General features: G+C 38.3%; 14 protein-coding genes. 11 read left to right on the top strand and 3 right to left on the bottom strand.

Features of this window, described 5'->3' with window-relative positions; translation table 11 throughout:
• Positions 1-30 precede the first annotated feature (30 nt).
• The 9 genes from BIV20_RS08095 to BIV20_RS08055 all read left to right on the top strand — a co-directional run bounded on the left by BIV20_RS08095 (position 31) and on the right by BIV20_RS08055 (position 11,678).
• A complete protein-coding gene (locus BIV20_RS08095; RefSeq protein WP_075719853.1) occupies positions 31-654 on the top strand; it encodes a hypothetical protein in 624 nt (207 codons plus the stop codon).
• A 41-nt stretch (positions 655-695) separates the two neighbouring features.
• Positions 696-2,093 (top strand): glycine--tRNA ligase, encoded by a 1,398-nt coding sequence (locus BIV20_RS08090; protein ID WP_075719851.1) that lies wholly within the window; start codon positions 696-698, stop codon positions 2,091-2,093.
• Positions 2,094-2,383: 290 nt separating this feature from the next.
• Positions 2,384-5,011, top strand: a complete 2,628-nt coding sequence (gene ppdK, locus BIV20_RS08085) for a pyruvate, phosphate dikinase (RefSeq protein WP_075719849.1) — start codon at positions 2,384-2,386, stop codon at positions 5,009-5,011.
• Between the two features lie 233 nt (positions 5,012-5,244).
• Entirely contained in the window at positions 5,245-5,910 is a 666-nt protein-coding gene (locus BIV20_RS08080) for a phosphatase PAP2 family protein (protein WP_075719847.1), read from the top strand.
• Positions 5,900-6,928, top strand: coding sequence for a lysylphosphatidylglycerol synthase transmembrane domain-containing protein (locus BIV20_RS08075; protein WP_075719845.1), 1,029 nt, complete (start codon positions 5,900-5,902; stop codon positions 6,926-6,928). The genes BIV20_RS08080 and BIV20_RS08075 overlap by 11 nt, the downstream gene beginning before the upstream one ends.
• A 26-nt stretch (positions 6,929-6,954) precedes the next feature.
• Complete coding sequence (locus BIV20_RS08070; RefSeq protein ID WP_075719843.1) at positions 6,955-7,629, top strand: CDP-alcohol phosphatidyltransferase family protein; 675 nt, start codon at positions 6,955-6,957, stop codon at positions 7,627-7,629.
• 12 nt (positions 7,630-7,641) lie between these two features.
• Complete coding sequence (locus BIV20_RS08065; RefSeq protein WP_075719841.1) at positions 7,642-8,511, top strand: phosphatidylserine decarboxylase; 870 nt, start codon at positions 7,642-7,644, stop codon at positions 8,509-8,511.
• 137 nt (positions 8,512-8,648) lie between these two features.
• On the top strand, positions 8,649-9,962 hold the full coding sequence (locus tag BIV20_RS08060; RefSeq protein ID WP_075719839.1) for an ABC transporter substrate-binding protein: 1,314 nt from the start codon (positions 8,649-8,651) through the stop codon (positions 9,960-9,962).
• Positions 9,963-9,992: 30 nt separating this feature from the next.
• Positions 9,993-11,678 (top strand): methyl-accepting chemotaxis protein, encoded by a 1,686-nt coding sequence (locus BIV20_RS08055; protein WP_075719837.1) that lies wholly within the window; start codon positions 9,993-9,995, stop codon positions 11,676-11,678.
• 73 nt (positions 11,679-11,751) lie between these two features.
• On the opposite strand, the gene aroA is transcribed toward BIV20_RS08055, so the two are convergent.
• Complete coding sequence (gene aroA, locus BIV20_RS08050; RefSeq protein WP_075719835.1) at positions 11,752-13,029, bottom strand: 3-phosphoshikimate 1-carboxyvinyltransferase; 1,278 nt, start codon at positions 13,027-13,029, stop codon at positions 11,752-11,754.
• An 11-nt stretch (positions 13,030-13,040) separates the two neighbouring features.
• On the bottom strand, positions 13,041-14,138 hold the full coding sequence (locus BIV20_RS08045) for a prephenate dehydrogenase/arogenate dehydrogenase family protein (protein ID WP_192848878.1): 1,098 nt from the start codon (positions 14,136-14,138) through the stop codon (positions 13,041-13,043).
• 290 nt (positions 14,139-14,428) lie between these two features.
• On the opposite strand from BIV20_RS08045, the gene BIV20_RS08040 reads away from it, so the two are divergent.
• Positions 14,429-16,519, top strand: coding sequence for an elongation factor G (locus tag BIV20_RS08040; RefSeq protein ID WP_075719831.1), 2,091 nt, complete (start codon positions 14,429-14,431; stop codon positions 16,517-16,519).
• 65 nt (positions 16,520-16,584) lie between these two features.
• Here BIV20_RS08040 and BIV20_RS08035 read toward each other — a convergent pair whose 3' ends face one another.
• The gene (locus tag BIV20_RS08035) at positions 16,585-17,085 is read right to left on the bottom strand and encodes a superoxide dismutase family protein (RefSeq protein ID WP_075719829.1); all 501 of its coding nucleotides are present in this window, start codon (positions 17,083-17,085) and stop codon (positions 16,585-16,587) included.
• A gap of 167 nt (positions 17,086-17,252) precedes the next feature.
• Here BIV20_RS08035 and leuS point away from each other — a divergent pair, with 167 nt between their 5' ends.
• Positions 17,253-19,661 carry a leucine--tRNA ligase gene (gene leuS, locus BIV20_RS08030; RefSeq protein ID WP_075719827.1) on the top strand — a complete coding sequence of 803 codons (2,409 nt, stop codon included), beginning with the start codon at positions 17,253-17,255 and terminating at the stop codon, positions 19,659-19,661.
• The last annotated feature ends 18 nt before the right edge of the window (positions 19,662-19,679 follow it).

The raw sequence follows: 19,679 nt of genomic DNA, 5'->3' as shown, positions 1-19,679 counted from the left end.
GATTCACGTTTAGACTTTAGGAGGATTGTTATGAAGAAAATAATTTCCATCAGTCTGGTATGTATCATGATAACCGGATTGTTGACAGGCTGCGGGGATTCCCTTGACGCAGATTGCAATACCGTATATGTACAGAAGAAGGGAACAGTAATAGGAGCGTCTATTGAGAAGATGGATAAAGACTATTACAAAGAAGATGAATTGGAAGATTTCATTGATGAAAAGGTAGAAGCATATCAAACAGAACATGATAAGAGCAGTGTAAAGGTAAGTGACTTTTCTGTAAAGGATGGAGTTGCAGAACTTTTTATGAAATATGCGGGATATGAGGATTATCAGGAATTTAATGATGTTACGTTATTCGCTGGTACAGTGCCACAAGCATTAGCAGCAGGGTATGACTTTGATACAGAGTTTACCGCTGTAAAGGATGGAAAGGCATCCGGCGAAGCGGAAAGTAGCAAAATTAAAGAGTCTGATGATAAGGTTGTAATCTTAAGCGAGAAAATAGACGTAAAGGTAGATGGAACAGTTAAGTACATATCTTCGAATTATACGTCCATGAAGTCAGATGATACTGTTTCTATCAAATTGCCGGACAGCGCAGAGGATGGAGCAGAATTATCACTGGTATACATTGTATATGAAGAATAAAAAGATTATATAGGAAAGTAGATAGAAAGAGGTAGCAGCATATGGAAAAGACAATGGAAAAAATTGTAGCATTGGCAAAAGCAAGAGGTTTTGTATATCCGGGTTCTGAAATTTATGGTGGACTGGCAAATACTTGGGATTATGGAAATCTAGGTGTAGAACTTAAAAATAATGTAAAAAAAGCATGGTGGCAGAAATTTATTATGGAGAATCCCTATAACGTAGGTGTCGATTGTGCTATTTTAATGAACCCTCAGACATGGGTGGCTTCTGGACACTTGGGTGGCTTTTCAGATCCGTTAATGGATTGTAAGGAATGTCATGAACGTTTTCGTGCAGATAAGATAATTGAAGATTATGCACAGGAAAAAGGAATTGAATTAAAAAGCTCCGTAGACGGATGGAGTCAGGAAGAAATGATGCAGTTTATCGAGGACAATCAGATTCCATGTCCGACTTGTGGAAAACATAACTTTACAGATATTCGTCAGTTCAACCTGATGTTCAAGACTTTCCAGGGAGTTACAGAGGATGCTAAGAATACCGTATATTTAAGACCGGAAACAGCGCAGGGTATCTTTGTAAACTTTAAAAATGTACAAAGAACTTCTCGTAAGAAGATTCCGTTCGGTATCGGACAGATTGGTAAGTCTTTCCGTAATGAAATTACACCAGGTAACTTTACGTTCCGTACCAGAGAATTTGAACAGATGGAATTAGAATTTTTCTGTGAACCGGGAACTGATTTGGAGTGGTTTACATACTGGAGAAGCTTCTGTATTAATTGGTTAAAGAGTCTTGGTATCAAGGACGATGAGATGCGTGCAAGAGATCATGACGCAGAAGAACTTTGTTTTTATAGTAAAGCAACTACTGATATTGAATTCCTGTTTCCATTTGGATGGGGAGAACTTTGGGGAATTGCAGACCGTACCGACTATGACCTGACACAGCATCAGAATACGTCAGGACAGGATATGACTTATTTTGATGATGAGAAGAAGGAAAAATATATTCCATATGTTATTGAGCCATCTTTAGGAGCAGACCGTGTAGTACTTGCGTTCCTTTGTGCTGCGTATGATGAAGAAAATATTGGAACAGAAGAGAAGCCTGACATGAGAACAGTACTTCATTTCCATCCGGCATTGGCACCGGTTAAGATTGGTGTGCTACCATTGTCTAAGAAGTTGAACGAAGGTGCAGAAAAGGTATTTGCACAGCTTTCTAAAAAATACAATTGTGAGTTTGACGATAGAGGAAATATCGGAAAACGTTACAGAAGACAGGATGAAATTGGAACTCCATTCTGTATTACTTACGACTTTGAATCAGAAGAAGATCAGGCAGTAACCGTACGTGACCGTGATACTATGGAGCAGGAAAGAATAAAAATTGAAGATTTAGATGCATACTTTGCAAAGAAGTTTGAATTCTAGATAGAAAGAGTAGAAGCATGACACTGAAAATGGTGTCATGCTTTTTTCGTCATAGAAGACTTTGAGGCGCTGGGAATACTATATATGGTATATTTGATGTAAAAAAAGCTTAAAAACGATAAAAAAACACCAAATGTGACAAAAAAACAATAAAAATAGGCTTGCTATTATTGGATAATATGTTAAAATATACTTATGTGCAGAGCACTTTATTGGAGTATTTGTAAAATATGTATAAAATGTATTTTACCAGAATAACCCAAACTACTAAAATTTAGGAGGTATTTCAAATGGCTAAAAAGTGGGTTTATTTATTTACAGAAGGTAACGCAAATATGCGAGAACTTCTTGGGGGAAAAGGTGCAAACTTAGCAGAGATGACCAAAATTGGTCTTCCGGTACCACAGGGATTTACCATTACGACAGAGGCATGTACTCAGTATTATGAAGATGGAAAAGAAATTAATGAAGAGATTCAGTCTCAGATTAATGAGTACATAGGTAAAATGGAAGATATTACAGGAAAGAAGTTCGGGGATAAGAAAAATCCGCTTCTGGTATCTGTTCGTTCAGGAGCTAGAGCTTCTATGCCGGGTATGATGGATACAATTTTGAACCTTGGTTTAAATGAAGAAGTAGTAAATGTAATTGCTGAACAATCAAACAATCCACGTTGGGCATGGGATTGCTACAGACGTTTTATCCAGATGTATTCCGATGTCGTTATGGAAGTTGGTAAGAAATACTTCGAAGAATTAATTGATAAAATGAAGGCAGACAGAGGGGTAAAACAGGATGTTGAATTAACTGCTGATGATTTAAAGGAATTAGCAAATCAGTTTAAGGCAGAGTACAAATCTAAGATTGGAAGCGATTTTCCGGATGATCCGAAGGAACAATTGATGGGAGCTATTAAGGCTGTATTCCGTTCTTGGGATAATCCACGTGCAAATGTATATCGTCGCGACAATGATATTCCATATTCTTGGGGAACTGCTGTAAATGTACAGTCTATGGTATTTGGTAATATGGGAGATGATTGTGGTACAGGTGTTGCATTTACTCGTGACCCGGCTACTGGAGAGAAAGGTCTGTTTGGAGAGTTCCTTACTAATGCACAGGGTGAAGATGTAGTTGCAGGTGTTCGTACACCTATGAAAATTTCTGAAATGCAGGATAAGTTCCCAAGAGCTTATGCACAGTTCCAGGTAGTATGCAATACATTAGAGGCACATTACAGAGATATGCAGGATATGGAATTTACCGTTGAACATTGTCAATTGTATATGTTGCAGACGCGTAATGGTAAGAGAACAGCACAGGCGGCATTAAAGATTGCTTGTGATTTAGTAGATGAAGGAGTGAGAAACGAGGAAGAGGCAGTTGCTATGATTGATCCTCGTAATCTGGATACCTTGTTACATCCACAGTTTGATGCGGCAGCATTAAAGGCAGCAGTACCAGCTGGTAAAGCACTTGGAGCATCTCCGGGAGCTGCATGTGGTAAAATCGTATTTACAGCAGAAGACGCAAAGAATTGGGCTGCAAAAGGAGAAAAAGTTGTATTGGTACGTTTGGAAACTTCTCCGGAAGATATTGAAGGTATGAAAGCAGCACAGGGAATCTTAACAGTGCGTGGTGGTATGACCAGTCATGCAGCTGTTGTAGCGCGTGGTATGGGAACCTGTTGTGTATCCGGTTGTGGCGACATCACTATGGATGAAGAAAATAAAAAGTTTACCTTAGGTGGTAAGGAATACCATGAAGGTGACTTCTTATCTTTAGATGGTTCTACAGGTAATATCTATGATGGACAGATTCCAACTGTAGATGCAACTATCGCAGGTGAATTTGGAAGAATCATGGGTTGGGCAGATAAATATAGAAAGTTAAAAGTAAGAACCAATGCAGATACACCGGCAGATGCAAAGAAGGCTCGTGAACTTGGCGCAGAAGGTATCGGTCTTTGCCGTACGGAGCATATGTTCTTTGAAGGTGATAGAATTGATGCATTCCGTGAAATGATTTGCTCTGATACTGTAGAAGAAAGAGAGGCGGCACTTGCCAAAATTCTTCCGGTACAGCAGGGAGATTTTGAGAAACTGTATGAAGCTTTGGAAGGTAATCCGGTTACAATCCGTTTCTTAGATCCGCCTTTGCATGAATTCGTTCCTACGGAAGAAGAAGATATCAAGAAATTGGCAGATGCACAGGGCAAGTCTGTTGAGACCATTAAGGCAATCATTGATTCCTTACATGAATTTAATCCAATGATGGGACACAGAGGATGCCGACTTGCTGTTACTTATCCGGAAATTGCAAAAATGCAGACCAGAGCAGTAATCCGTGCAGCAATCAATGTACAGAAGGCACATCCTGAGTGGACAATCAAACCGGAAATTATGATTCCTTTAGTTGGGGAAGTAAAGGAATTAAAATATGTGAAAAAGATGGTAGTAAAGACTGCTGATGAAGAAATTGCAGCAGCAGGTGCGAAACTGGAATATGAAGTTGGTACTATGATTGAGATTCCAAGAGCAGCATTAACGGCTGATGAGATCGCAAAAGAAGCAGATTTCTTCTGCTTTGGAACCAATGACTTAACCCAGATGACATTTGGATTCTCTCGTGATGATGCAGGTAAGTTCTTAGGTTCTTACTATGATGCAAAAATTTTAGAGAATGATCCTTTTGCAAGACTTGACCAGACTGGTGTTGGTAAGCTGATGGAAATGACCATTAAGTTAGGAAAGCCGGTAAATCCAAACTTACATATTGGTATCTGCGGAGAACATGGTGGGGACCCGTCTTCCGTAGAATTCTGCCACAAGATTGGATTAGATTATGTATCCTGCTCACCATTCCGTGTACCAATTGCACGTTTGGCAGCAGCACAGGCAGCAATTGCTGAAAAATAAGATGTTATAGTTTTATGTAATCAGGAGAAGGTTTACGTTACTATGATATAAATAAAAAAGAAATCCTTATGCTAACGAAAATGGTTAGTATAGGGATTTCTTCTTTTGGGAGTAGATAATATATGTAAAATGTAGAAATTTTTTTAATTTTGTAAAATTTAAGAATAAATTAAGTGGACTATTTGTCATAATCTGGTATAATATTCTTTAGTTGCAGTAAGAGGAGACTAAGAATGAAAGAGAAAATTCAAAAACTAATTCCGGCATATGCTGTTTTTCCACTGCTGGCTTGTCTGGCAGTGAATTTTCTTGTTTATATGGGAATTGCTCCGATAGCAGACAGCTGGAAACACTATGATTTAACTACTACTTTTGATCAAGCGGTTCCTATTGTACCGGAATTTATAATTATATATTTAGGATGTTATCTATTCTGGGGAATCAATTATATACTGATTGCAGGTCAAGGCAAGGAACACTGTTATCGTTTTGTGACAGCAGATATTATGTCAAGGTTGATTTGCTGTTTGTTTTTTTTGATTCTTCCGACTACGAATATACGTCCTGAATTAGGTGATGGTTTATGGGAAAACATACTTCAATTTGTGTATGATATAGATGCACCTACGCGCCTATTTCCGTCTATCCATTGCTTGGTTAGCTGGTTTTGCTATATCGGAATCCGAGGACAGAAGCAAGTACCAAAATGGTATCGTGCGTTTTCCTGTGTTTTCGCATTGCTTGTTTGTGCGTCTACACAGTTTACCAAGCAGCATTACATTGTAGATGTGTTCGGTGGAATTGCAATTGCAGAGTTAACCTATTATATTGCATTCCATACGAAGTGTTATCGACCGTTGGAACGGCTATGTGAAAGGATATATAAACGTGGAGAGTAAGAGAAAGAAAATAGGAAATACATTGTTTTTAGTAGCAGTTTTTTTATTAACGATTTACAGTGTGTTTCATGGGGAAGATTTGCATGCGGTTGCAAAGGCGATAGAGGGAGTAAATCCTTGGTATATCATACCTGCCGGGGCGGCGGTTATATTTTTTATCTGGGGTGAATCCATCATTATTCATTATATGTTTGGAACCCTGAATATTAAAACAAAAAAAAGAACTTGTTTTCTGTATTCCTGTGTGGGATTTTTCTTTAGTGCAATTACACCGTCTGCTACAGGCGGACAGCCGGCACAAATATACTATATGCGTAGAAATAAAATTCCAATACCGGTAGCGACATTAGTTCTGATGATTGTTACAATTACATATAAATCAGTATTGGTTTTTATTGGATTGTTTGTAGCATTTTTTCAAAGAGGATTCGTACATCAGTACTTAGAGGGAATCCTTCCGATTTTTTATCTTGGAGTAGCTTTAAATGTATTCTGTTGCATTTTTATGTCGTTTCTGGTGTTTTGTCCTAATCTTGCAAAGAATATGTTGGTAAAGGGAATGCACTTTCTGGAACATATACATTTGATGAAGAAGAAGCCGGAGCGTCAGCAAAAATTAGAAGCATCTATGGAACGTTATGAAGCAGCAGCAGTTTATTTTAAAACACACAAAATGGTAATTGGAAATGTAATGGTGATTACTTTTTTACAGAGGTTTGCGCTGTTTTTTGTTACATGGTTTGTATATAAAGCATTTGGCTTAAGCGGAGCGAGTGTGTATGATGTGGTGATGTTGCAAGCGGTGGTATCCGTATCTGTGGATATGCTTCCTTTGCCTGGCGGAATGGGAATTAGCGAAAATTTATTCCTGATTATTTTTAAGAGTGTTTTTGTAGGAAGTCTGTTGCTACCGGGAATGGTATTGAGTCGTGGAATTGCATATTATGTACAGTTACTATTTAGTGCAGTCATGACTGCAGTAGCACATTTTAGAATAGGGCATTCGCAAACAGAGTGATTTAGAAAGAAACGGGGAAAAAGAAAATGATAGGATTTTATAATTATTCAGTAATATTAACGTACATAAGCTTGTTGTCTTCCGTATTTGGAATGACTCAAGCGATTCATGGAAGATTTAAGACGGCGATTTTTTGTTTGGCATTGTCTGGATTATGTGATATGTTTGATGGAAAAATTGCCCGTGCGATGAAGAACAGGACAGAAGATGAGAAGTCATTTGGAATTCAGATTGATTCATTATGTGATATGGTCTGTTTTGGAGTATTTCCTGCTATGATTTGTTATCTTTTAGGAGTGCGTGGTATAATTGGCCTGATTGTTATTGCAATTTACTGCGTAAACTCTGTAATACGTTTGGCATTTTTTAATGTTATGGAAGCGAAGAATGCACTTGTGTCAGAAAATGGCGAAAAGTTTTATAAGGGGCTTCCGATTACCTCTATGGCGATTGTTTTGCCACTTGTTTTTATGGTTCAGTTTTTTATACCGGATTGGGCATTTCGAATTTGTCTTTATGTGGCATTATTAGTTGTGGGAATTTTATTTGTTGTAGATTTTAAACTGAAAAAACCTAAGAATTCTACACTTGCTGTATTAGTGGCAATTGTTGCTGTTGCATTAGTGATTATGATTACGTTTACACAGTATCGTATAGAATTTCGAGCAATCTGGCCATGGATGCAAATGGTACGGCGTTAGAGAGGAAAAGAGATGAAGTACATAGACCGGGAAGGAAATGTTACAATAGAAGAATCTGGACAGGATAAGATTTTGTACCGGATGTATAATAGCGCTGTAGGAAGAATAGTATTAAGACTTCTGATAAGACCAAGTGTTTCAAAAGCGGCAGGATGGTTGTTGAACCAGAAATGCTCTAAAGTTTTGATTCAACCGTTTATTCAAAAAAATAATATAGATATGAGTCTATATGAGAAAAAAGAATATGCATCCTATAATGAGTTTTTTACTAGACAGATACGGAAAGAGCATCGTCCAATCGTGGAGGATGAGAATGTATTAATTAGTCCTTGCGATGGAAAATTAAGCGTTTATCCTGTGGAAGAAAATAGTCATTTTAAAATAAAGAACACAGATTATACGTTAAAGTCATTGTTACGTTCCGGAAAACTTGCACAGAAGTTCATGGGAGGAACAATATGTATTTTTCGTCTGACCGTAGATGATTATCATCGATTCTGCTATGTTGATAATGGAAGAAAATCTGGGAACTATCATATTCCGGGAGTGTTCCATACTGTAAATCCGGCAGCAAATGCTGTATATCCAATATATAAGGAAAATACCAGAGAATTTTCTTTGCTAAAGAGCGAACATTTCAAGACAGTCTTGATGATGGAGGTAGGTGCTCTTTTAGTGGGACGAATTGTAAATCACCAGGAAGCAGGAATTGTGCAAAGAGGAACAGAGAAAGGTATGTTTGAATTTGGCGGTTCTACCGTAATTTTATTGTTTCAGAAGGATGCAGTAGAGATAGAGAAAGAACTATTGCAAAATACAGAGAACGGATATGAAACTATTGTGAAAATGGGAGAGCCAATAGGGCGAAAAAGGCAGGTGTGAATCACTTGCCTTTTATGTCATTTTTTTGTAAAAACATGTCATTTTTTTGTGAGGTTATTTCAAGATATTGAACAAAAAAGAGCAAGGATGTTAAAATAATACTGTATATTGTATCATGAAATAGGGAGGGAATACCGATGAAGAAAAGCAGAATGGGAATCATTACAGTGCTGTTACTTCTGGCATTTGTATTGAATGGTTGTGGAAACTCCAAGAAAGATGAAGGAAGTATATATTACTTAAACTTTAAGCCGGAAGTAGCAGATGTATGGGAAGAAATTGCAGAGACCTATACAAAGGAAACGGGAGTAGAGGTAAAGATAATTACGGCAGCAAGCGGAACTTATGAGCAGGTACTACAGTCTGAAATTGCCAAGAGGGAGGCACCTACTTTGTTTCAGATTAATGGGCCGATTGGTTATGAGAGTTGGTCTGAGTTCTGTCTGGATTTAAAAGACACGGATTTATATGAACATTTGTTGGATAAGAATCTGGCAGTAGAAAAAGACGGTGGTGTGTATGGTATTCCATATGTAGTAGAAGGATATGGCATTATTTATAATGAGAGTATTATGAAGAAATATTTTGCATTACCGGATAAGGCAGTATCTATATCGTCCGCAGAAGAAATTACAAGTTATGATTTACTAAAGGCAGTAGTAGAGGATATGACTGCGCATAAAGAACAGTTGGGAATTGAAGGAGTGTTTGGTTCTACTTCTTTAAGTTCCGGAGAAGACTGGAGATGGCAGACACATCTTATGAATATGCCAATTTATTTTGAATTTAAGGATAAAGGGGTCAATGATCTGGATGAAATAGATTTTACATATTCTGATAATTTTAGGAATGTATTTGATCTTTATGTAAATAATTCCTGTACGGATAAAACACAGCTAGGAACTAAGACTGTAAATGATTCTATGGAAGAGTTTGCCAAAGGAAAAGTGGCTATGGTGCAGAATGGTAACTGGGCATGGGGGCAGATTAGTTCTATTGATGGAAATATAGTATCAGAGGAGGATGTAAAATTCCTTCCGATTTATATAGGGATGAATGGAGAAGAAAGCCAGGGAATCTGTATTGGTACAGAGAACTATTTCAGTGTGAGCAGTTGGGCGTCTAAAGAGGATCAGAAAGCAACCATTGATTTTCTGGAATGGCTTTTTACTTCTGATGTTGGAAAGGATTATGTAACAAATCAGCTTGGATTTATTGCACCGTTTGATACTTTTGAAGATGATGAAAAGCCGACAGACCCATTGGCACAACAGGTAATTGAAACGATGTCAGATGAAAGTCGCCAGAGTGTGGATTGGAACTTTACCGCATTCCCGGGGCAGCTCTTTAAAGATCAGTTTGGAGCAGATCTTTTGAGTTATGTGAAAGAGGAGATGACTTGGGAAGAAGTAGTAAGTGATGTAAAGACACAATGGAAAGAACAAAAATAATCTGTTTATCGGAAGATTGGAGTGAGAACGATGAAAAAAATATTTGGAACCATAAAGGGAAAAGTGTCCGTTATGATGATTTCTACGTCCATTCTGCTGATAGCTGGGATTTTGGTGGCGTCCAGAGTGGTAAGTGAGAAGAATGTAGTTTCACTTTGTGAGAATTATTTATATGATGTATGTACTTCTGCATCAGATACTTTATATGAAAGTTTCTGGGGAGACGCAGAACGAACTGATATGTCAGTGCGCTTGGAATTTATTCTAAACAGTGTTGGTATCGAGGGAATGAAATCAAGTGAAGCATGTTTGGTAGATACAGATGGAACTTATCTTTATTGTAAAGATAGGGACAAGATAGGAACAGTAATTGAAGGAAATAGTGTTGTGCAAGAAGTTCTTGATACTTTGAATACCAAAGGTGTAATTACAACCGCAGATGTGCGGGAGTGCACGGTAGACGGGGAAGAGAAGTATGTTGCATTTATGTGTACGGTAAATAATTGGGTGTTATTTGTACAGGCAGATAAGTCTGAGGTAATGGAACCAATCAATACAATGAATATGTATTGTATGATCGTGGGAGTAATTCTGGTAGCGGTGATTATTCTAATTGGTTATGTTATTACATCCTTTATTACGAAACCTATTAAGCCTTTGACAAAGGTAATTCATTCTATTTCTGAATTTGATTTGTCTATGCAGGAAAGTATGCCAAAGACCAAGGATGAGATTGGGAATATGGGATTGGCTGTTTTGGATATGAAAGAGAAACTAGCGGCGATTGTGGCGAAATTAAGCGCTATTTCAGAGAAGTTGTTAAACAGTTCTGAAGAATTAAGTGAGATATCTAGGGAAGTAAATATGGCTTCTACTGATAATTCTGCCACAACAGAAGAGCTTGCGGCAGGAATGGAAGAAACATCTGCTTCCTCTGAATCTATTAATGAAAATATTGCAGATATGCAAGATAATGTCATCAATGTAACCGGAAAGATAAAAGAAGGAGCTCAGATGACATATGATATTATGGAGAAGTCTGAACAACTGACAAATCAAAGTGAGAAGGCAAATCAGAATACAATGCAGATGTATGATGCTATTCGAGGAGTTGCGAAGGAGGCAATTAAGAAGGCGTCTGCAGTGGATAAGATTAATGAACTGACCGGAACAATTCAGGAAATTGCGGAGGAAACCACCTTGTTATCCTTGAATGCATCTATTGAAGCTGCAAGAGCCGGAGAAAATGGAAGAGGATTTGCAGTAGTTGCAGATCAAATTGGAAAACTGGCAGAGCAGAGTGCTAGTACAGCCACAGGTATTATTGATATTGTAGAGCAGGTAAATAGTTCAGTACAGACATTAGTGGATTGTCTGAAGCAGACACTGGAATTTCTTGGGACAGAAGTTACCAAAGATTATAGCAATTTCCTTACTTCAGGAAAGGAATATAGAGAGGCAGCAGAACAGATACAGAGCTTTATGATAGAAGCAGAAAAAGAAGCTGAAGAATTAGAAAGAGGAATTTCTATTATTACGGAAGCAATTGGTGGAATTAATACTACGATTAACGAATCTGCAGAAGGTGTATCTGACATTGCAGGAAAGACTACAGACGTAGTAAGCTACACAGAAAATCTTTATGAAATGACAAAAGAGTGTAGAGAACTGTCGAAACAGCTAAATCAAATTACTTCTGGTTTTAAAATGGACTAGAAAGATTAAAAAGTAAAAAGAACCCGAATGGAAAGAATAGAAACTTTTCATTCGGGTTCTTTTTGGATGATACTTATCGGGTAAGTTTTTCAATATCTTCGAAGAAAGAAGGATAAGAAATCGTTACGACATTTGGGTCGTCAAAGGTGGTATTGCCATCTGCATTGAGCCCCGCAATAGCAAAGGACATAGCAATGCGATGGTCTAAATAAGTATGAATGTAAGCACCATGAAGTGGAACACCACCTTGAATAATCATACCATCCTCTGTAGGGGTAATATTACCGCCCATAGCAGAAAGATTTTCGGTGACAACAGCAATACGGTCAGATTCTTTTACACGCAATTCCTGAGCATCGGTGATGGTAGTGGTTCCGTTTGCAAAAGCAGCCATTACTGCAATAACAGGAAGTTCATCAATTAGTGTAGGAATTAAATCACCGCCGATAGAGGCACCGTGTAACGAACTGCTTTTTACCAAAATATCTGCAACAGGTTCTCCGGAGACGGTTCTTTGATTTAGCAAGGTAAGATTTCCACCCATGGCAAGAGCTGCCTGTATAATACCGTCTCTGGTAGGGTTGACACCTACATTTTTGATTAAAATTTCAGAATTAGGAGTAATTAATCCAAGGGCAATAAAGTATGCGGCAGAAGAAATGTCGCCAGGTACTTGTATCTGTTGTCCATTTAAGTTAGGTTCCGGTTCAATAGATGCTGTAGTTCCGGAAGAGGTTATTTTTGCACCGAAACCGGAAAGCATGAGCTCTGTATGGTTTCGGGAAAGTACAGGTTCTGTCACACTTGTTCGTCCATCTGCGTAAAGTCCAGCAAGAAGAACGGCAGACTTTACTTGAGCGGAAGATACCGGAGAATCATAGTGAATGCCATGAAGTTGTCCTCCGTAAATAGTAAAAGGGGCGCAATCATTTGCATTTAAACTTTCGAAGCGTGCTCCCATAGCAGAGAGTGGTGTAAAGATACGCTTCATGGGGCGTTTTTGGATGGATGCATCACCGTTTAATGTGGTTTGAAATGGTTGCCCTGCAAGAATTCCAGAAATCAGTCTGGTAGTAGTTCCACTGTTTCCTACATCTAAAGTGTGGTCAGAGGCATGTAAGCCGTGAAGTCCTTTTCCATGAATTAAGATTTTATCGCGATTGTTTTCGATTTCTATGCCAAGATTGCGAAAACAAGAAATAGTAGAAAGACAGTCTGCACCTTGAAGAAAATTTGTAACTTCTGTTAATCCGTCTGCAATAGCACCGAACATAATGGAACGGTGGGAGATGGATTTGTCTCCAGGGACAGACAGCTCTCCGTGAAATGTATAGTTATTTGTGATTTCCATATAAATACCTCTCATCGTTCGTAGACAGTGTACTGGTAGTTACGAAGAAGTACCAAAGCTTTCTGAAGAGATTCTTCCTCGTAAAATTCGATATGTAAAACACCATCTTGAAATTCTCTGTTATGAATAATACCAATATTTTTAATGCTGATACGATTTTTTGCTAATATAGTAGCAAGGGTTGCAATTCCACCAGTCTCATCCACCAAATCGCAATAAATCTCGTAGCTTTTGGAAATTGCTCCAGAACTTTTGAGACTAAAAGAATCTCTGTAATCTTTGGCAGATTGAAAGAATTGAAACAATTCTGACTCGTTCTGAGTTGCAATATCTTGTTTGATATTAGAAAGAGCCTCTATAAAAGCATCAATAAGCTTTAAGATTTGCTCTTGGTTTGCTAGGCAAATCTGTTGCCACATGACTGGAGAAGAAGAGGCAACTCGTGTAATATCTCGAAAGCCACCGGCAGCAATGGTCTTCATAGTTTCCTCTGAATTATCCAGTTTTTTTACTAGATTTACCAAAGTAAATGCCAGGATATGTGGAAGATGACTGATTGCAGCTGTTGCATAATCATGTTCTCGGTAGTCCATTATCAGCGGAATAGCACCGAGGGAACGGATGAATTCCTGAAATTCTGTTATTATTTTCGGAATAGTCTGTTCGGTAGGTGTTAGGATATAATATGCGTTTTCCAATAGGTAGGGAGTGGAGTTGGTATAACCACTTTTTTCAGAACCTGCCATAGGATGACCACCAATAAAATATGGCTCAATATTAGTCCCCACTATATCTTGATGTATAGAGTTCTTGACACTCCCAACATCTGTGATGATGCAGGATTCGCCTGCAAATCTCGACAATTTTGCAAGAAATTCTGCATTTTTCTGCACTGGTGCACAGAGAAAAATATAGCGACAGGATGCAAAATCATCACTAATGATATCGTAAGCATTCGTAAGTACACCTTCTTCTAATGCAAGAGAAAGAGAAACTGTATCAATATCATATGCAATTAATGAAATATCGGGATATACCCGGTGGATGGTTTTGGCGATGGCTCCGCCGATTAGTCCAAGGCCAATAAAACCAATTTTATCTGGTTGCATCATTATTTCCTCCAGGTAGGTGTAATGTATAATTAAATTTTTTCATAATGTATCTATCATAAGTGATAAAAAGAAAAAAGTCAACACTTTTACGCGTCAAAGCGAAAAAGCATTATGTGCATTTTGAATATAATTTGCGAAAATATATAAATGAAACAATAAAATATTTTAGATAAAAAGAAAAACAAAATGAAATAAATTGGAAAAAATAAACAAAATAGTTGAAAATATGCAAACAATTTAGTAAAATATATACATCATATAAAAATATTAGCATTGGGGGAATTGACATGAACGTTTACACAACAGACAAGATTAGAAACATTGTCCTTTTAGGGCATGGTGGATGCGGAAAGACAACGTTGGTAGAAGCAATGGCATATCTTTCCGGTCTTACTACAAGAATGGGGAAGATAAGTGACGGTAATACGATAAGTGATTATGATAAGGAAGAAGTGAAACGTCTTTTTTCTATTAATACAACAGTAGTACCGATTATATGGGAAGATACGAAGATTAATGTTTTGGATACACCTGGATATTTTGGCTTTGTAGGAGAAGTAGAAGAAGCAGTCAGCGTGGCGGATGCGGCAGTAATCGTAGTATCCGGAAAGAATGGAATTGAAGTAGGAACCCAGAAAGCATGGGATATTTGTGAAAAATATAAGATTCCGAGAATGTTTTTTGTGACAGAGATGGACGATGATAATGCAAGCTTTCGCCAGGTGGTGGAAGATTTACAAGAGATGTATGGTAAGAGAATTGCTCCGTTCCATCTTCCGATTCGTGAAAACGAAAAGTTTGTTGGTTATGTAAATGTAGTAGCACAGACGGGAAATCGTTGGAATGATAAAGGCGAGGTAGAAGATGTGCCGATTCCGGATTATTCTAAGCCAAATCTGGAAATTTGCAGAGAAGCGTTGATGGAGGCTGTGGCAGAGACCAGTGAAGAATTTATGGATCGATATTTTGCAGGAGAGCAGTTCTCCGAGTTTGAGATTCGTACAGCACTTCGAAATAATGTGGCAGATGGAAGCATTGTGCCAATATCCATGGGCTCTAGTGTTATGGCACAAGGCGTATATACTTTGCTAGATGATATTATTAAATATCTTCCAAGTCCGGAAAAACGTTCCTGTAAAGGCGTTAACATGAAGACAAATGAGGTCTTTGATGGTGATTATGATATTGGAAAACCAAAGAGCGCTTATATTTTTAAGACCATTGTTGACCCGTTTATTGGAAAATATTCTTTTATTAAAGTGAACTCCGGAGTATTGAAAACGGATGATGTGCTGTATAATTCTGAAAAAGATGTGGAAGATAAAATCGGTAAAATTTATGTAATGCACGGAAATAAGCCGATAGAAGTACCGGAACTTCATGCCGGTGATATTGGAGCATTGGCAAAACTTTCGAAGGTAGGAACCAGAGATACCTTGTCTACGAAGGCGACTCCGGTGATGTATGGGAAAACACAGATTTCTACTCCTTATACTTATATGAGATATAAGGCAAAAAATAAGGGAGATGAAGACAAGATTTCTCAGGCATTGCAAAAACTGATGCAGGAAGACCTAACACTTCGAGTAGAAAATGACAGTGCTAATGGTCAGACTTTGATTTATGGTATTGGAGATCAACACTTGGAGGTAGTGGTAAGCAAGCTTTTGGAACGTTACAAGGTAGAAATTGAACTGAGCCGGCCAAAGATTGCATTCCGTGAGACTATCCGAAAGAAAGCAGATGTGGAATATAAATATAAAAAGCAATCCGGTGGTCATGGCCAATATGGACATGTAAAAATGACCTTTGAACCAAGTGGTGATTTAGAAACACCATATGTATTTGAACAGCAGGTAGTAGGCGGTGCAGTTCCGAAAAACTATTTCCCAGCAGTGGAAAAAGGACTTCAGGAATCTGTATTGAAAGGACCAATGGCGGCATATCCGGTAGTAGGAGTAAAGGCTGTATTGTACGATGGTTCCTATCATCCGGTAGATTCTTCGGAAATGGCATTTAAGATGGCAACTATTCAGGCATTTAAAAAGGGTATCATGGAGGCATCTCCTGTTTTATTGGAACCAATTGCTACTATGAAGGTAGTCGTGCCGGATAAATATACCGGAGACATTATGGGAGATTTAAATAAACGTCGCGGAAGAGTGCTTGGTATGAACCCGGTAGATACCGGAAAAACAGAGATTACAGCAGATGTGCCATATATGGAACTGTATGGATACATGACAGATTTGCGTTCTATGACGGGTGGAAGCGGAGTATTCTCGTATGAATTTGCGAGATATGAGCAAACGCCAAGTGATATTCAGGAAAAGGAAGTTGCTGCCAGAGCGAATAAATTAGATAAAGAGGAAGAATAAAAAAGCGAGAATGAAAATCCGCTTGTGGTAATGAAAATTGCCATAAGCGGATTTTTTTATATAACTTATTCCACTGATTGTATTACTCCGCAGGCAATCATAGAACCCGAATTTCCGGAAGGTTGTGTGTGGAAATCATCTGGATTTTCATGTATGATTACAGTTTTTTCTATGATTTCCGGAATGGAAAAGCGGTCCGTATAGTACAACATCCATGCAAATCCCTTGTTTGCAAAAAGGGGAGGCATATCTCCGGCATGCGCTGGATGCTGACAGGAATGAGGATTATAATGTGCACCGGCATTTGAAAATGGAGCTGTGGTATTTCCGGTACAACTGTTTCCTTCGTGAATATGAAAACCATGAATAAAGGGAGCACATGGGTCAGAAGCAGAAGGAAGACCATATACTTCTGCATTTACAATAACACCATTTTCAACAGAATAGAAACGGACAATGCCATAAATATTCTGATAATCTGGAGCACCTTCTAAGCGGGCATAGGCATCCGGCATCTGATATAATGCATTTTCTAGAAAAGTAAGACTGGAATTATTTGTTGTCATGGTAATCTCCTGAAAAAAAACTATTCGGTATACTATATGCAAAAAAGAGAGAAAAGTACCAAGAGTCTTGACAAATCTTCCCCTTGTGATAAACTTTTAAAAGTATAGGTTTATACATAATGAGAATAAAAATGATTGGCATTGAGCCAAGCTTAGGAGGAATAAAAATGGCAGCACCATATAACCACAGAGCCGTGGAAGAAAAATGGCAGAAAATCTGGGATGAAGAAAAGGCATTTGCCGCAACAGATGACTATTCGAAGCCAAAATATTACGCATTAGTAGAGTTCCCGTATCCATCAGGACAGGGGCTTCATGTGGGTCATCCAAGACCATATACTGCTCTTGATATTGTAGCAAGAAAGAGAAGAATGCAGGGATACAATGTATTGTATCCAATGGGATGGGATGCGTTTGGACTTCCTACAGAAAATTACGCAATTAAGAATAAGATTCATCCAAAGATTGTAACGAAGAATAATGTATCAAGATTCAAGAATCAGTTACATTCTCTGGGATATTCTTTTGACTGGGACCGTGAAATTAACACTACTGATCCGGAATATTATAAGTGGACTCAGTGGATTTTCCTTAAATTGTTTAAAGCAGGACTTGCATATAAGACAGAAATGCCAATTAACTGGTGTACTTCCTGTAAAGTAGGTCTTGCCAATGAAGAGGTTGTAAATGGTGTATGCGAGCGATGCGGTGCACCTGTTGTAAGAAAAGTAAAGAGCCAGTGGATGCTTAAAATTACAGAGTATGCTGATAAGCTTCTGGAAGGTTTAAATGACGTTGATTATATTGAACGTGTTAAAGTTTCACAGAAAAACTGGATTGGAAAAAGCCAGGGAGCAGAAGTTGATTTCAAAATCGCAGGTAAGGAAGATAAGCTCACTGTTTATACTACCAGACCAGATACTCTGTTTGGAGCAACCTATATGGTAGTGTCTCCGGAACATCCGGTTTTAGATAAATATAAGGATGAAATTACGAATTGGGATGAAATCGTAGCATACAGGGAACAAGCATCTAGAAAGTCTGATTTTGAACGTTCTGAACTTGCGAAAGAAAAGACAGGTGTAGAAATCAACGGTTTAAAAGCAGTTGATCCGGTAAATGACAAAGAGATTCCTATCTGGGTATCTGATTATGTATTGATGAGTTATGGAACCGGAGCAATCATGGCAGTTCCGGCACATGATACCAGAGACTGGGAATTTGCTAAGAAGTTTAATCTTCCAATCATTGAGGTAGTAGCTGGTGGCGAAAATGTTCAGGAAGAAGCTTATACAGATGTAGCTACCGGAAAGATGATAAATTCTGGATTCTTAGATGGTCTGGAAGTAGCAGAGGCTAAGAAAAAAATCATTGAATTTTTAGAGGAAAAAGGAATCGGAAAGGGTAAGACCAATTTCAAGTTAAGAGATTGGGTATTTTCTCGTCAGCGTTATTGGGGAGAACCAATTCCAATTGTAAAATGTGAAAAATGTGGTTATGTACCAATTCCGGAAAGTGAACTGCCTTTGGAACTTCCGGAAGTAGAAAGCTATATGCCGACGGATAATGGAGAATCTCCACTGGCTGCAATGGATGAATGGGTAAACACTACTTGTCCATGCTGTGGCGGTCCGGCAAAGAGAGAAACAGATACGATGCCTCAGTGGGCAGGTTCTTCCTGGTATTTCCTTCGTTATACAGACCCACATAATAAAGAAGCGCTGGCAAGCCCGGAAGCATTGAAATATTGGTTGCCTGTTGATTGGTATAATGGTGGTATGGAGCATACAACCTTGCATTTGCTTTATTCTAGATTTTGGCATAAGTTCTTGTATGATGAAAAGGTAGTTCCAACACCGGAACCATATCAGAAGAGAACCTCTCATGGTATGATTTTAGGAGAGAACGGGGAGAAGATGTCAAAGTCCAGAGGAAACGTAGTTAATCCGGATGATATCGTATTAGAATATGGTGCAGATACCCTTCGTACATATGAGATGTTTATTGGCGCATTTGATTTAAGTGCGTCCTGGTCTGAAAATGGTGTAAAGGGATGTAGAAGATTCTTAGAGCGTGTATGGAAATTGCAGGATACACTGGTAGATGGTGATGCTTATAGTGAGGAATTTGAGACAAAAATGCATCAGCTGATAAAAAAAGTAAGTTCTGACTATGAGAATCTGAAGTACAATACAGCAATTGCAGCATTGATGTCTATTTTAAATGACTTCTCCAAGGCAGGAAAGATTAACCGTGCAGAGTTTAAGACCTTCTTGTTATTACTGAATCCGGTAGCCCCACATATCACAGAAGAATTGTGGGCTGCGTGCGGATATGAAGGAAGATTATACCAGAATGCATGGCCGGAATATGAAGAAGAAAAGACGAAAGAAAACACAGTAGAGATTGCAGTACAGTTAAATGGAAAGACAAAGGCTACGGTTACCATTGCAGTAGATGCTGATAAAGATACAGCGATTTCAGCTGGAAAAGAAGCTCTTGGAGATAAATTGACCGGAAATATTATCAAAGAGATTTATGTTCCGGGTAAGATTATCAATATTGTAGCAAAGTAAAATATAGTACGGTATAAG

The sequence above is a fragment of the Roseburia sp. 499 genome (assembly GCF_001940225.2).
Lineage (GTDB): Bacteria > Bacillota > Clostridia > Lachnospirales > Lachnospiraceae > Petralouisia.
Note: the sequence above shows the minus strand (reverse complement) of the source record. Positions and strands in the feature narration are given on the sequence as shown.

Excerpts from the sequence above, each read along its gene's own strand:
- BIV20_RS08095 (WP_075719853.1), top strand. The coding sequence starts at position 31 with ATGAAGAAAATAATTTCCATCAGTCTGGTATGTATCATGATAACCGGA.
- BIV20_RS08090 (WP_075719851.1), top strand. The coding sequence starts at position 696 with ATGGAAAAGACAATGGAAAAAATTGTAGCATTGGCAAAAGCAAGAGGT.
- ppdK (WP_075719849.1), top strand. The coding sequence starts at position 2,384 with ATGGCTAAAAAGTGGGTTTATTTATTTACAGAAGGTAACGCAAATATG.
- BIV20_RS08080 (WP_075719847.1), top strand. The coding sequence starts at position 5,245 with ATGAAAGAGAAAATTCAAAAACTAATTCCGGCATATGCTGTTTTTCCA.
- BIV20_RS08070 (WP_075719843.1), top strand. The coding sequence starts at position 6,955 with ATGATAGGATTTTATAATTATTCAGTAATATTAACGTACATAAGCTTG.
- BIV20_RS08065 (WP_075719841.1), top strand. The coding sequence starts at position 7,642 with ATGAAGTACATAGACCGGGAAGGAAATGTTACAATAGAAGAATCTGGA.
- BIV20_RS08060 (WP_075719839.1), top strand. The coding sequence starts at position 8,649 with ATGAAGAAAAGCAGAATGGGAATCATTACAGTGCTGTTACTTCTGGCA.
- BIV20_RS08055 (WP_075719837.1), top strand. The coding sequence starts at position 9,993 with ATGAAAAAAATATTTGGAACCATAAAGGGAAAAGTGTCCGTTATGATG.
- aroA (WP_075719835.1), bottom strand. The coding sequence starts at position 13,029 with ATGGAAATCACAAATAACTATACATTTCACGGAGAGCTGTCTGTCCCT.
- BIV20_RS08045 (WP_192848878.1), bottom strand. The coding sequence starts at position 14,138 with ATGCAACCAGATAAAATTGGTTTTATTGGCCTTGGACTAATCGGCGGA.
- BIV20_RS08040 (WP_075719831.1), top strand. The coding sequence starts at position 14,429 with ATGAACGTTTACACAACAGACAAGATTAGAAACATTGTCCTTTTAGGG.
- BIV20_RS08035 (WP_075719829.1), bottom strand. The coding sequence starts at position 17,085 with ATGACAACAAATAATTCCAGTCTTACTTTTCTAGAAAATGCATTATAT.
- leuS (WP_075719827.1), top strand. The coding sequence starts at position 17,253 with ATGGCAGCACCATATAACCACAGAGCCGTGGAAGAAAAATGGCAGAAA.